The 13,070-nt window shown below is 58.6% G+C and carries 15 protein-coding genes and 3 tRNA genes; 7 read left to right on the forward strand and 11 right to left on the reverse strand.

Going from position 1 to position 13,070, the window contains the following annotated elements; genetic code table 11:
• Positions 1-54: 54 nt before the first annotated feature.
• From arsK to IB264_RS24245, 3 genes are read right to left on the reverse strand one after another with little or no spacing between them, the layout of a single operon-like run.
• Entirely contained in the window at positions 55-1,263 is a 1,209-nt protein-coding gene (arsK, locus tag IB264_RS24235) for an arsenite efflux MFS transporter ArsK (protein WP_192434232.1), read from the reverse strand.
• A gap of 2 nt (positions 1,264-1,265) precedes the next feature.
• Positions 1,266-2,663 (reverse strand): FAD-dependent oxidoreductase, encoded by a 1,398-nt coding sequence (locus tag IB264_RS24240; protein WP_025426895.1) that lies wholly within the window; start codon positions 2,661-2,663, stop codon positions 1,266-1,268.
• Between the two features lie 56 nt (positions 2,664-2,719).
• Positions 2,720-3,040 (reverse strand): helix-turn-helix transcriptional regulator, encoded by a 321-nt coding sequence (locus IB264_RS24245; RefSeq protein WP_025426894.1) that lies wholly within the window; start codon positions 3,038-3,040, stop codon positions 2,720-2,722.
• Positions 3,041-3,230: 190 nt separating this feature from the next.
• Between IB264_RS24245 and IB264_RS34755 the strand changes: the two genes are divergently transcribed.
• Entirely contained in the window at positions 3,231-3,455 is a 225-nt protein-coding gene (locus tag IB264_RS34755) for a GDCCVxC domain-containing (seleno)protein (protein ID WP_239637575.1), read from the forward strand.
• A gap of 42 nt (positions 3,456-3,497) precedes the next feature.
• Here the strand turns inward: IB264_RS34755 and arsH are convergent, their stop codons facing one another.
• From arsH to IB264_RS24270, 5 genes are read right to left on the reverse strand one after another with little or no spacing between them, the layout of a single operon-like run.
• Positions 3,498-4,226, reverse strand: a complete 729-nt coding sequence (arsH, locus tag IB264_RS24250; RefSeq protein ID WP_025426893.1) for an arsenical resistance protein ArsH — start codon at positions 4,224-4,226, stop codon at positions 3,498-3,500.
• Positions 4,201-4,629: an arsenate reductase (glutaredoxin) gene (gene arsC, locus IB264_RS24255; RefSeq protein WP_225906175.1), complete on the reverse strand. Its 429-nt coding sequence runs from the start codon at positions 4,627-4,629 to the stop codon at positions 4,201-4,203. The genes arsH and arsC overlap by 26 nt, the downstream gene beginning before the upstream one ends.
• On the reverse strand, positions 4,626-5,699 hold the full coding sequence (gene arsB, locus IB264_RS24260; RefSeq protein WP_025426891.1) for an ACR3 family arsenite efflux transporter: 1,074 nt from the start codon (positions 5,697-5,699) through the stop codon (positions 4,626-4,628). The genes arsC and arsB overlap by 4 nt, the downstream gene beginning before the upstream one ends.
• On the reverse strand, positions 5,699-6,226 hold the full coding sequence (locus IB264_RS24265) for an arsenate reductase ArsC (protein ID WP_192434234.1): 528 nt from the start codon (positions 6,224-6,226) through the stop codon (positions 5,699-5,701). Before IB264_RS24265 ends, arsB begins: the two co-directional genes overlap by 1 nt.
• 49 nt (positions 6,227-6,275) lie before the next feature.
• Entirely contained in the window at positions 6,276-6,629 is a 354-nt protein-coding gene (locus tag IB264_RS24270) for a helix-turn-helix transcriptional regulator (RefSeq protein WP_025426889.1), read from the reverse strand.
• A gap of 534 nt (positions 6,630-7,163) precedes the next feature.
• Here IB264_RS24270 and IB264_RS24275 point away from each other — a divergent pair.
• Positions 7,164-7,790, forward strand: a complete 627-nt coding sequence (locus IB264_RS24275) for a DUF1062 domain-containing protein (protein ID WP_192434236.1) — start codon at positions 7,164-7,166, stop codon at positions 7,788-7,790.
• 106 nt (positions 7,791-7,896) lie between these two features.
• On the opposite strand, the gene IB264_RS24280 is transcribed toward IB264_RS24275, so the two are convergent.
• The 3 genes from IB264_RS24280 to IB264_RS24290 all read right to left on the reverse strand — a co-directional run bounded on the left by IB264_RS24280 (position 7,897) and on the right by IB264_RS24290 (position 9,764).
• Complete coding sequence (locus IB264_RS24280) at positions 7,897-8,544, reverse strand: outer membrane protein (RefSeq protein WP_025426887.1); 648 nt, start codon at positions 8,542-8,544, stop codon at positions 7,897-7,899.
• Between the two features lie 159 nt (positions 8,545-8,703).
• Positions 8,704-9,186, reverse strand: coding sequence for a DUF192 domain-containing protein (locus IB264_RS24285; RefSeq protein ID WP_025426886.1), 483 nt, complete (start codon positions 9,184-9,186; stop codon positions 8,704-8,706).
• Positions 9,186-9,764, reverse strand: coding sequence for a cold-shock protein (locus IB264_RS24290; protein WP_025426885.1), 579 nt, complete (start codon positions 9,762-9,764; stop codon positions 9,186-9,188). Before IB264_RS24290 ends, IB264_RS24285 begins: the two co-directional genes overlap by 1 nt.
• A 197-nt stretch (positions 9,765-9,961) precedes the next feature.
• Here IB264_RS24290 and IB264_RS24295 point away from each other — a divergent pair, with 197 nt between their 5' ends.
• From IB264_RS24295 to IB264_RS24315, 5 genes are all read left to right on the forward strand, one after another.
• A complete protein-coding gene (locus tag IB264_RS24295) occupies positions 9,962-10,402 on the forward strand; it encodes a VOC family protein (protein WP_025426884.1) in 441 nt (146 codons plus the stop codon).
• Between the two features lie 400 nt (positions 10,403-10,802).
• Positions 10,803-12,200, forward strand: a complete 1,398-nt coding sequence (locus IB264_RS24300; RefSeq protein ID WP_025426883.1) for a YcbK family protein — start codon at positions 10,803-10,805, stop codon at positions 12,198-12,200.
• A gap of 136 nt (positions 12,201-12,336) precedes the next feature.
• Positions 12,337-12,411, forward strand: a tRNA-Glu gene (locus IB264_RS24305).
• A gap of 209 nt (positions 12,412-12,620) precedes the next feature.
• Positions 12,621-12,695: transfer RNA gene (locus tag IB264_RS24310), tRNA-Glu, on the forward strand.
• 197 nt (positions 12,696-12,892) lie between these two features.
• Positions 12,893-12,967, forward strand: a tRNA-Glu gene (locus IB264_RS24315).
• Positions 12,968-13,070 lie beyond the last annotated feature (103 nt).

Here is a 13,070-nt window from a genome sequence, read left to right on the forward strand (position 1 = left end):
ATGAGGTCGTCCAGTATCAGCGGCAAACCGTGACGAAAGAACGAACGTGAAGCGTTAAGCCGGTCGGGGCAGTCCGGCAGGACCCTGCACGACTGCAACGATGGCTAAGAATGCCACCACCCCGGCTATGCCAATAGCCACAGTCATCCAGATGGACGGCACGACGCCGATCCCGGCCATCGACATGGACATGGCGAGCGGCGCAATCGCCGACATCATCTGTTTGGCCGACGTGGCCCAGCCGAGACGACTGCCGTATCCCTTTGGTCCGAACAGTTCGAGCGGCAATGTCCCGCCGACAATGCTTGTCAGACCGGAGCCTAATCCGAAGCAGATAGCGAACATTACCGCTCCGGGCACCCACGGTGTCGTCATCAGGAGGATCGTCAAACCGATTGGCAGGAGCCCGGTCGCGATAACAGCCAGCCATTTCTGCGACAGTTCACGGCCGAAGAGCAGGTTGATCAAGCGACTTGCGACCTGAGCCGGACCGAACAGCGAGGCTACCAGGAGACCTGCGGCACCAAACCCGAGCGCCTGTGTGAGCGGAACCATATGAACCAGGATCGCCGACAGCGCATAGCCTTCGATGGCAAAGCCAAGCAGCATGAGGGAGAATACAAGCGTTCCGTTCGCAAGTGGCCGGTGTTCGCCAACGGCCGCGACGGTACCCCTGGAAGCGAACACCGCAGTCGTCGTCAGCCGCGCCAGCGCCAAATGCACTGGAAGACAGACGAGGAGGTTCAACGCGGCAAAGAGCAGGTAGACTTCTCTCCAAGACAGAAAACCATGCAGCCAGGATGTCAGCGGCCAGAACAGCGAAGAGGCGAAACCAGCGATCAGTGTCAGGTGAACAATCGACTTCTGGGCTTTGTGTCCTCCAGTCTGAACGATAGCCGTGAAGGCAGTGGCATAGAGGACAGCGACAGAGACGATTTCGGTCAGCGCCAGTGCGACAGCGAAGGTGATTGGCCCGGTGGATACCGCCATCAAGACGAGTGTCGCGGAGGCTAACAGCGATCCTGCCGCCATCAATCGCCCCGCACCGATCCGGTCGGCAAGGTAGCCTGAGAGGGGTGCGGCAAGGCTGCCAACGAGCAGAGCCACCGAAAAGGCTCCGAAGACCCATTGCTGCGATTTGCCGATGTCTTCGGCGATTTCTGGCACCAGGATGCTGAAGGCATAATAGAGCGTGCCGTATCCGATAATTTGTGATGCGCCGAGGCCCGCCAGCGCCCATGTAGGAAGCTTCCGTCTTTCCATGATCACGCTCGCTCTTCTTCAACGACCGACGCCGAGCAACCACATCCGGACTTTCCCTCGGATTTGGCGGTCGCGTCGGCGACACAACAGGCATCCGTTTCTAAGGGCGCAGGTCCCCCACAGCATCCGGATGATGTGGCATTCACTGCGAGGTCGACAGAGCACACTCCTGTCTCGGGAAGGACAAGTTCGACCCGTCTGGCGGCGAGATGATCCCCTGCAAGCTCGGCGACCACGGAACGAACCTGTTCGTAGCCGGTCTTCATCAGGAATGTTGGAGCGCGGCCATAGGACTTCGAGCCGACGATGTAGAAATCCTTCTCCGGATGGGCCAATTCATCGACGCTGTGGGGCGGGACGGTACCGCAGGAATGAAGGTTCGGATCGATCAGTGGAGCCAGGGCTGGCGGGGCCTCCACGGCAGGATCGAGATCAATGCGGAGTTCTCGAAGAAACGATAGGTCAGGCCGGAAACCAGTCGTGACCACCACATGGTCGAGCGCCAGTGTGATAGGCTCTCCATTTGACACGGCTTCGACCACCACCCCTTCGCCTTCTGATTTCACACTTCTGGCAGCAAAGGACGTCAGCATTTTGAGGCGACCCTCGTCCATGGCCTTCTTCGCAGCCAACCCGAGGGCACCGCGCTCGGGTAGCTGGTCATTGAGACCGCCGCCAAGAAGGCGAGCTACACCATGGTGACGGAGCGCCCAGAAGATTTCAGTCGCAGGATCACTTTCCTGAAGTTCCAATAAGGCCAAGGCGACATTGATTGCGGAGTGACCACTTCCGACGACCAATGTTCGCTTGCCAACGAAGTCAGCCCGCCTGGTCCCGGCAACATCTGGAATGCCATAGGAGAGCCTGCCGGAGGCAATTTCACCAACAACAGGCAGCCCGTTGATCCCCATCGGGTTCGGTTGCGTCCATGTGCCGGATGCGTCGATAACGGCCTGTGCCTGGACGTCGTGCTCACCCGTTGCATCGTTGTAGCGGACCACGAAGGGCGCAGCCTCACGACCATTTGATGAGACCTTGTCAAACCCCGCACGCGTAATCGCCTTGACCGTAGCACTGAGTTTCAGGTTGTCAGCGATCTGAGGGATAGCAGATAGTGGAAGCAGATAGTTTTGAACGATCTCCCGACCCGTCGGCACACCATCTGCTCGTGGAGCGCTCCAGCCGTGGTCATCGAGCAATCGCCGCGCGGCATCGTCGATGTTGTATTTCCAGGGTGAGAACACGCGGACATGGCCCCAGTCAACAAGTGCTGAGCCGACGGAAGCCCCCCGTTCCAGGATAAGCGGTGTGATGCCTGCCTCGACCAGTCTCGCGGCAGCTGCGAGGCCAACAGGACCAGCACCAATCACTGCCACAGGAAGGTTACTATCTAAAGCCATCTGCATATCCTTTCGTATTTCTGGAAGTTTCGAAATTAGAGTGCGAAAAAAAGCCCTCAGGCTACGGTTTCGTCGGTCTGCTTTGAGCAAGCTGCGTCGGCGCAGCACTCATCGGCAAGGTAGCCAATCAGCGCGTTCATGTGCTTGTAGTTCGCGGTACAAATCAGTGTCGTCGCCTGACGATCCTGGATAACAAGGCCTGTATCGACGAGCCGCTTGAGGTGGTGTGAAAGGGTCGATGCCGGAATTTCCAGCTTCTCCTGCAGCTTCCCGACCGGCAGGCCATCTTCACCGGCACGCACAAGCGCACGGTAAATCTGAAGGCGGGTAACGTTGCCAATCGCTTCGAGCTGCGATGCTGCTTTTTCGATAATCATGGAAATAAGCTATGGCGAAAACCGCCTCCGGTCAAAGAGTATTTCGGCATTTGTGGAAATACGGTGCGCGTAGAAGTATACCGTCAATCTGGGTGCTCGTACCGCCCGCACCGGGCATGATGTTTTTAGTTGTTGGGCTCACGTGCCGTGCCAAGTAGAATCACCCTGTCTACTAAAGCAAGGAACGATGGTGCAGCTTCAATCGACCCTTACCTGTCCGCACTGCGGGCAAACGGCAACGGAAACGATGCCCGTCGACGCTTGCCAGTTTTTCTATGAATGTATCGGATGTGGCACGATGCTCCGGCCAAAAGCTGGTGACTGTTGTGTGTTCTGCTCCTACGGTGACGTACCTTGCCCGCCGGTCCAAGAAGACAGGCAAAATAGAACAGGATCGTGTTGCTCCGCCTCCTGATAGGTCTTCATCCCCTGGTGGAGCTTCGAACAAGGCGTTTGTTCAGATGGCCTTGAGCTGAACCCGCTTCTCCAGCTTCTCCGCATCCTCTTTCCGCTCACTGTAGCGGTCAGTGAGGTACGACGACGCATCTCGGGTAAGCCACGTAAACTTCACCAGCTCTTCGCAGACGTCGACGACGCGGTCGTAGTAGGACGACGGCCTCATCCGGCCATCGCCGTCAAACTCCTGGTAGGCCTTGGCAAATGAAGACTGGTTCGGGATCGTGATCATCCGCATCCAGCGACCGAGAATGCGCATCTGGTTGACCGCATTGAACGACTGGCTGCCGCCGGACACTTCCATGACCGCCAGCGTCTTGCCCTGAGTCGGTCGAACGGAGCCGAGGGAAAGCGGGATCCAGTCAATCTGGGCCTTCATGATGCCGGTCATCGCGCCATGTCGCTCCGGGCTGACCCAGACCTGGCCCTCGGACCACTCGGAAAGGTCGCGCAGTTCTTTCACCTTGGGATGGCTGATCGGCGCTTCATCGGGGAGTGGTAAGCCCTTGGGATCGAACACCTGTACCTCGCAGCCGAAGCGCTCCAGCAGGCGGCGAGCTTCGTGTGCCAGAAGACGGCTGTAGGAGATTTCCCGGAGTGAACCGTACAGGATCAGGATGCGCGGCTTGCGTGTCGAGAACGCGGGATGCAGCGCATCGAGATCGAGCATACACAAGTGTTCACTGGCGGCGGCAGGAAGTGTTTCAGACAATGCGCCGTCCCTTCTCATCGAGGACGCGCTCGCCATCCTCCTTCGTGAACGCACCCTTGTGAGTGTCTGGAAGGATATCGAGGACGAGTTCGGACGGACGGGAAAGACGGGTACCCATCGGCGTGATGACGAACGGACGGTTGATCAGGATCGGGTCCTTCAGCATGGCATCGAGCAACTGATCATCGGTCAGCTCCGGATTATCGAGGCCCAGTTCCGCATAGGGCGTGCCTTTCTCGCGGATCGCCTCACGGACCGTAAGCCCCGCATCGGTGATCGTCTGCGCGAGCCGGTCGCGTGTTGGAGGCGTGTTCACGTAGTCGATGACAGTCGGCTCGATACCCGCGTTGCGGATCATTTCCAGCGTGTTGCGCGACGTGCCGCAGGCCGGGTTGTGATAGATAGTGACGTCCATGATCATGCCCTTTCGGCAACGGCTTTTTCGACGATGGTGTTCTTGGCGACGGCAGTGCCTGCTTCGTACCAGCCCTTCGAGCGGTTCACGATCCAGACGACGGACAGCATCACCGGGACCTCGATGAGGGCCCCAACGACGGTTGCCAGCGCAGCACCCGACTGGAAGCCGAACAGGCTGATGGCCGCCGCGACCGCGAGTTCGAAGAAGTTTGATGCCCCAATCAGTGCGGACGGTCCCGCAACGCAATGCTGTTCGCCAGTCATCCGGTTCAAAAGGTATGCCAGGCCGGAATTGAAGTAGACCTGAATCAGGATCGGAACTGCAAGCAGTGCGATAATCGTCGGCTGGGCGGTAATCTGTTCACCCTGGAAGCCGAACAGCAGGACCAAGGTTGCCAGAAGCGCCAAGAGCGACAGAGGCTGCAGCTTGGTGAGAAGCCCATCGAGAGCCCTCGTCGTGCCGTCGGCCATCAACATCTTGCGAAGGACCTGCGAGATCGCCACAGGGATCAGGATGTAGAGCGCGACCGAGATCGTCAGCGTGTCCCAAGGGACCGTGATTGCCGACAGTCCGAGGAGTAGGCCGACAATCGGCGCGAACGCGACAATCATGATGGCGTCGTTGAGTGCGACCTGGGAAAGCGTGAAATGCGGCTCACCCTTTGTCAGGTTCGACCAGACGAAGACCATGGCCGTGCACGGCGCTGCGGCGAGAATGATCAGGCCCGCGATATAGGAGTCGATCTGGTCTTCGGGCAGCCACGAACGAAACAGGTAGCCTACGAACAGCCAACCGAGCAGCGCCATTGAGAACGGCTTGACCGCCCAGTTGATGAACAGGGTGACGCCGATCCCGCGCCAGTAGCTGCCGACCTTAGACAATGATCCGAAGTCGATCCTCAGCAGCATGGGGATAACCATCAACCATATCAGGACGGCGACGGGGATGTTCACCTTGGCGATTTCCGCTGCCCCGACGACCAGGAAGACGCCTGGCATCAGATGACCAAGCGCGATGCCGACAACAATGCAGAGAAACACCCAGACGGTAAGGTAACGTTCAAACGTCGACATCAGCTTGCCTTTTCCTGAGGCTGCGTGGAGCCTTCCATCCTGCCGATCTGGCGCAGGTGCTGTTCGAGGGCGAGCTTGTCGATGGAGGAATGCGGCAGGCTGAGAAACGCCGATATGCGGTTCTTGACGAACCTTGCAGCTTGAGCGAAGGCCTTTTGCACCTCGACTTCTGTCCCTTCGACGACTGCCGGGTCTTCGACACCCCAATGTGCGGTCATGGGATGGCCAATCCACACAGGGCACGCTTCGCCTGCTGCGCTGTCGCAGACGGTGAAGATGAAGTCCATCTGCGGTGCGCCTGGCTCAGCGAAGACGTCCCAGCTTTTCGAGGAAAACCCCGTGGACGGATAACCGAGTGCGTCTAGCTCCCTGATGGCGTGAGGATTGACCTCGCCCTTTGGATTGCTGCCCGCGGAGTAGGCGCGGAAGCTGCCCTTGCCCTCGGCGTTGAGGATGGACTCGGCAAGAATAGAGCGAGCGGACTTGCCCGTGCACAAGAAGAGCACGTTATAAACACGTTCAGACATTGGAGTTGTCCCTAGTGGTGTTGGTCCGACTTTAGAAAAATAAAGCCAGTCATGCGCTCACTCCCACGGGTGGGCAGCACGGCATGAGTTCGGCAATCAAAGGGGTGCAAATCTCCGCATTGCCGCCACAGCAGTCCTTGATCAGGAACAGTGTCAGTTCGCGGAACACATCGAGCTTTGCACGGTAGATGATTGAACGGCTGTGGCGCTCACCGGAGATCAAGCCAGCCTGTGTCAGCGTTTTGAGATGCGCAGACATGGTGTTTTGCGGCACGTCGACGATCTTCGCCAACTCGCCAACGGGCAGCCCGTCAGGCTCATGTTTGACGAGCAGCCGGAACGTGTCCAGACGAGTGCTCTGTGCGAGTGCGCCCAGCGCAGTGATGGCTTCCAAGTTATCCATATATCCAACCTATTGGATATATGGATACGAGTCAACGCGTTCTTCGAACTTTGAGCGCCTAGTACCTCTTAACAAGAATTTCTATGCCGGCACGACAGCCCGGCCTTCCCGACTGGGTCATCCGGTGTCCGACGGCACATAGAAAAACTCAATCAGAGAAACTCGTCCTCACACGCCACGACAAATCCAAAAACGCGACTATCACAAATACTACTACTTCCCGTAGCAACAATATTCGGCTAGGACGGTTGCGCAACAAATTGCGCTGCCTTTTCCTGGAGTTCCGCTTTGCCTTTGTAAACCCCGGTCTCGCTTGTTTCACCACGTACGCCCGATAGCGATCGTCGCTGTCGGATCGCAACTCAATGCGTTCGTCGAGGTGACGGTTCGAGACCGGAATGGCATTGCCGACCTGTCGCCGCACAATTGCTTGTGCGGATCGAACCATCACCAACAACGCTGCCAGACCGCGTCCCCTGAACGGGTGCTCAAACCGTCGTCTTGATGGACTTCCAATCGGAAGAACCAGACGACATGTCTCACACATACCTGGTCCAGTGGACCATCAAACCCAAAATCGCGCCGCGTCCCTGGCTCGCCTGCAACCGTTGCCGAGCAGCACGTCCATTCGAGCCGAGCGGCAAGACACGGCTCAATGCCAATGGTCGGCGGCTGGATGCCTGGCTGATCTATCGCTGCTGCAGTTGCGACAGCACCTGGAACCGCCCCATCTTCGAACGCCGCCACATCCGCGATATCGATCCGCACACGCTCAACGCGCTTCAGACCAATGACGAAGCCTGGATCGAGAAGGTCTCTTTCGATCTCGACGGGTTGCGCCGGGATGCGGGGCAGATCGAGGAGTTTTCCGAGGTTCATGTGCAAAAGACGATTCTGAACCCGGCCGCCGAATCATCCCCGCCTCTGGAGATCGTTCTTGACCTGGCGATGAAAACATCGCTGCGAACGGAGCGGTTGCTATCCATGGAACTCGGCCTATCACGCAAGCGTATCGCCATACTTGAAGAGGCAGGCCGCCTCTCCACAGCACCATCGGGCAAGAACGCTCTACGGCGACCGGTGAAGGATGAAATGCGCATCACCATCGATCTTGCAGGCGAAGCCGATCGTAATGCAATCCTCAGCAGCGCCGGGCCTTAGCCGAAGATTGGCTGGGGTCTCGGCCCCGATCAAAGCGTGAAGAGCACGATGACGACAGCAAAGAGGGCTCCGTGCCATCGGCGCCCTCTCCTCGCATTCACAATCTTTAGAACTTTACGCCGATGCCGACGGTGAATTGATGCTGGTCGAAATCGACGTTGTAGCCGCCGACATCCTTGTCGCCATAGTCGTTGTAGCGATATTCGGCCCGACCGAACAGGCTGTCGGTGAAGGCGTAGTCGACACCGGCACCGATCGTCCAGCCATTGAAGGTTTCCTTTTCCTTGGAAGCCCCAGGCACATCGACAAAGCCGCGCGTAATCGCCCAGCCGCTGGTCGCATAGACAAGTGCCTTGTCGTTGACGACGTAACCCAGACGGCCGCGGACGGAACCGGATACATCGGTTCCGGCTTCCGGAGAGGCGCCGAAGATATCGAAGGTCTTGTCGTTCCAGTTATAGCTGACATCGCCTTCGATACCGTAGACCCAATCGCCTTGTTGGTAGTTGAAGCCGGCGAAGGCACCGAGAAGGCCGCCATTGAAATCCTGTGAAGCGCTTCCGCCCGGCGTACTGAAATCGCCATTAAGCCAGCCGCCGCCACCCTGTAGACCGACATAACCGCCGGTCCAGACAAAGGTAGGCGCTGCTTCCACGAGGGGCGCCGGCTCGAGGTTTTCGGTCAGATCGGCGGCCGATGCCGCGGGCGCGAAGGCGGCCGCAGCAATGATTGCAACAAGCACATGCCTGATCATCACAGATGCCTCCTGTTGGTCCGATAGAAAGACTACCAACTTATGTAGGGCGCGTCTGCCGAAAAGGCTCGCTGCAGTGCAAGAATAATGAATTGCGCTTTTAAATCAGCTGGTTGGAAACCGTTAACCGGGCCACGTCGGACACCGTGCCCTGCATCATCAGTTACCGACGATACGAGCGCCTTCCAGCCGATCACCCGGCTTGATGCCGAGCCGTTTGACGGTTCCGGCATTGAGTTCCAGCACATAGGCCACCGGCTCACGCGAATCGATGATCGCCTCGGAAAACGGCACGGCATCCTGATGGATCGTCCGCACAGTACCGCTCTTGTCGATGAACAGCATGTCGAGCGCCAGATAGGTGTTCTTCATCCACATCATCACCCGACGGGTATCACCGAAATCGAACAACATTCCGTGATCGGGTGCCATTGAGCGCCGAAACATCAGCCCCTGCTCCCGCTGATCGGCATCGATGGCAAGCTCGACCGTGAACTCATGGATCTTGTTGTCGGCCGTCACCAGCCGCATCCGGTCGCTGGTGAATTGCGCTTCCGCTAGCGCAAAGGCTGCAAACAGTAGCGCCGACAAAAAAAGCGCCGTGGCGGCGCTTCTTGCAGAAAAGGTTCGAGCCATCGACATCAGTGCGAACGGCTTGTCGGTGTTGGGCCATCGGGATGGATCTCGGCCGCCATCAAGCCCTTTTCACCGTCGCCGAAGCGCACGAGAACCACTTGGCCGGGGCGCAGTTCCGTCAGACCGAAACGGCGCAACGTTTCCATATGAACGAAGATATCCTCCGTGCCCTCGCCGCGCGTCAAGAAGCCGAAGCCCTTGGTCCGGTTGAACCACTTGACCAAGACACGTTCGAGGCCGCTCGTCGGCGTTACCTGCACGTGGGTTCTGATCGGCGGCAGTTGCGAGGGATGAATGGCCGTCGACTGATCCATCGACAGAATGCGGAAGGCCTGGTAGCCACGGTCGCGCTTCTGGATGAGAGCCACGACGCGGGCCCCTTCGAGCACCGTCTGATAGCCGTCGCGCCGCAGGCAGGTCACGTGCACCAGCACATCCTGCATGCCGTTATCAGGCACGATGAAGCCAAACCCCTTGGCGACATCGAACCATTTGATCACGCCGGTGATTTCGACGAGGTCGAGGGCGTCGCTGCCAAAGTCGTCATCATGCATGACGTCTTTTGAAGATGTCCTATCCGCCATTCTCTCCCAGCCCCTCGTTTACGCGCGACTACCGACTACGGTTAACTGATTCTTATTGACCAGAATAACATCGTCCCGCCGCTGGTGCGCAAGACCCTCGGCGTATTTTGGCCTGGATCCAATGTAGGGACGCAGCCTTGCCTCTGGCTTGCTGGCAGATAAGTATACGCCATCTTCTTCGAAACAGGGACATTGCAATGCGTTATCTGCACACGATGGTTCGCGTCAAAAATCTGGACGAGGCCTTGAACTTCTATTGCACGCTTTTCGGCCTCAGCGAAATCCGTCGCTACGAGAACGAGAAGGGCCGCTTCACGCTTGTCTTCCTGGCCGCCCCAGGCGATCTCGACCGGGCAAAGGGCGAACTCTCGCCGTGCCTCGAACTCACCTACAATTGGGACAGCGAAGATTATACAGGCGGTCGCAACTTCGGTCACCTGGCCTATGAGGTGGATGACATTTATGGCTTCTGCCAGCACCTGATGGACAACGGCGTAACCATTAACCGCCCGCCACGCGATGGGCACATGGCCTTTGTGCGCTCACCCGACGGTATTTCGATCGAGATCCTGCAGAAGGGCGAGAACCTGGCGGCGCAGGAGCCCTGGGCGTCCATGGCCAACACCGGCGCCTGGTAAGCCTCGCGCAATTCTGGCCGCCGATGATTGACGTCTGCAGCCGGGAGTTTCGGCTTGGCACAGTCGAGTCGCGGATCCGTTGAATTGACGAATGATCCGGGGCCCGGCATCGACACCGGGCCTTCGCATGCTTGGCGCATGTGGGCTCAAGGTTAGCGCCAGTTTACAAATCACGTATCGTTCAGTAACTTTCCGCGCGAAACGTTGATACGGGGTTCTATCCGCGATGTCTCGTGGCGACGCCCCTAACTGTATTTGGCCTAATCCTTCCCGCGGCGATCCGATTGGTCGCCGCGCGAAATTCGTGTTTGTTTGTTCTGGGCGATGTTTCGGAACTGAGACTTAATGCATGGAAAGGCGACGATCTCGCCGATCATGCACGGAGAGCGGGGATAGGACGTTGCAACATCGGGAAACAAGGGGAGCGCTGCTGGCAACTTTCAGCCGCGCAGCCGCGATATCCGTTTCGCTGTTCGCGTTGAGCGGCTGCGTGTCTGCCGTCGCTGATAGCGAAGCAGCAAATGCGTTGAAGGTAGAGGAAGCGCAAGACGCTCTGCAGGTCGCCGATTCGCCCCAGACCGGCGCGACCGTTCGCGACGCTCAAGTGTCGGCGGTTGGCAGCAACCCGCAGGCAGCCCAAGGCAATAGCGCTCTCGCGCCGGGTCAGGCCCCCGCGCAACAGGGTGGGCCGCTGACCATGCAGAGCACGGGCCTGCGTGCGGCCTCATCGAGCATCTATGGCCAGGCTCCGGCCGCGGCCGGTCAAGCGGCGATGGCGGGCGCACAGCCGCAGGCGACGGGCTCCGTCCCGGCCACAGGCGCTGCCCAGCCGAGCATGAACGCAACGACGAACAGCCTCTTCAGCGGCAGCCAAGGACAGGGGCAAATCCAGCCTCAGCCTCAGCCGCAACCCCAGCCGATCATCCAGCCGCAGCAAGGCGCATCGAATGAGACTTCCGGCGCCCCGTCCGATACAGCAGTGATGGCCTATGCCGCCCCGGAAGGCGCTACTCTTCCCGCCTCGGTACCGCTGCCCTTGAGCGCGCAAGCCGCCCTCGGCGGCAAGACATCGCGCGTGCTTCAGCCCGTACAAGCTGTTGAGCAGGCGCAGGCGGCAACAGACGTGGCGACCCAGGCCGCCACGGCCACGCCGAACGCCAAGGCCAGCGAAAGCGGCTCCAAGGAAGTACCGAAGACCTGGACGCTTGCGAGCCTGTTTGCGGGAAAACGCAAGGAGAAACAGCAGCAGGAAACGGCGCGCGCAGCGCAGCCGGCTGAGAAAAAAACCATCACCACCAGCAACGCCAGCCAGCCGCAGATGGCCTCGCTCGCCTATCAGGGCCTGCCCGGCGTCAAGATGAGCCCGCTGTTCAGCGTGGCGCATGAAGACCACGCGGCGGACGAAGAGGACGCACCGGTTCAGGTCGCCTCCCTTTCCGGCTTGGCCCGTCTGGCACCAAGCGGCCTTATCCTGCAGACCGAAAAGGTCGAGGCCGGCTGCTTCAAGCCGGAACTGATGCAGATGCTCAAACAGGTTGAAACGCATTACGGCCGCCAAGTGATGGTGACTTCGGGCCTGCGCCCGATCAAGGTCAACCGCGCAAAGCAATCCCTCCATACGCGCTGCGAGGCGGCAGACATCCAGGTGAAGGGCGTCAGCAAGTGGGAGTTGGCAGATTTCCTGCGCAGCATTCCCGGGCGCGGTGGCGTTGGAACCTACTGCCACACGGAATCGGTTCATATCGACATCGGCGCCCAGCGCGATTGGAACTGGCGCTGCCGCCGCGGCAAGGGCTGAAGGCAAGCCCTTGTTTCCATGAGCTAATCCGCAGGATCCGTCCATCTTTTCCGGCTTTTGCATTTTTTACAGAAAAATGAAAATTGCCGCTTGCGGTAATCAAATCGCCTGACTATAAGACGCCCACACAGCAAGTGCGCCCTTCGTCTATCGGTTAGGACACCAGATTTTCATTCTGGGAAGAGGGGTTCGACTCCCCTAGGGCGTGCCACTGTGACCCTCCCCTTCAGATGATTTTGTTATTGGTGATCGGCAGTTTCTTGCCGAGAATTCAGCGTGCGCTCGAATATGCGATGCGCACATGCACGCCGAACGGGTGCAGATTTTTCCGTTTCTTTTTCACGGGAAAAGCACACGAATTTTCAGATTCACGCTTGCAGTCTGCAAAGGCGCTGCCTATAAGGCGCCCACACAGCAAGTGCGCCCTTCGTCTATCGGTTAGGACACCAGATTTTCATTCTGGGAAGAGGGGTTCGACTCCCCTAGGGCGTGCCACTGTGATCCCCTCCCCAGCACATTCGTTTCCGTTTTGGCGCCGATTGCATCGACCCATGCCCCTCGGCTTCAGGCATCTGCGCCATGTTCTTAGCCGTTGATTTTTCCTGCATTTTCCCCAGAAAAACCTCAAAAATCCTGACATTAGCGCTTGCAGCCGGCAAAAGCGCTGACTATAAGACGCCCACACAGCAAGTGCGCCCTTCGTCTATCGGTTAGGACACCAGATTTTCATTCTGGGAAGAGGGGTTCGACTCCCCTAGGGCGTGCCACTGTGACCTTCCCCTCGACATTGTTGATGTTCGGCCTGCACGTCTTCGCAGGACCAAAAATAGTCATGCTCCGTCCCGTGGCGCGGAGTACTTCTGCCCCGTC

The organism is Ensifer sp. ENS11 (genome assembly GCF_014851895.1).
Lineage (GTDB): Bacteria > Pseudomonadota > Alphaproteobacteria > Rhizobiales > Rhizobiaceae > Ensifer > Ensifer canadensis.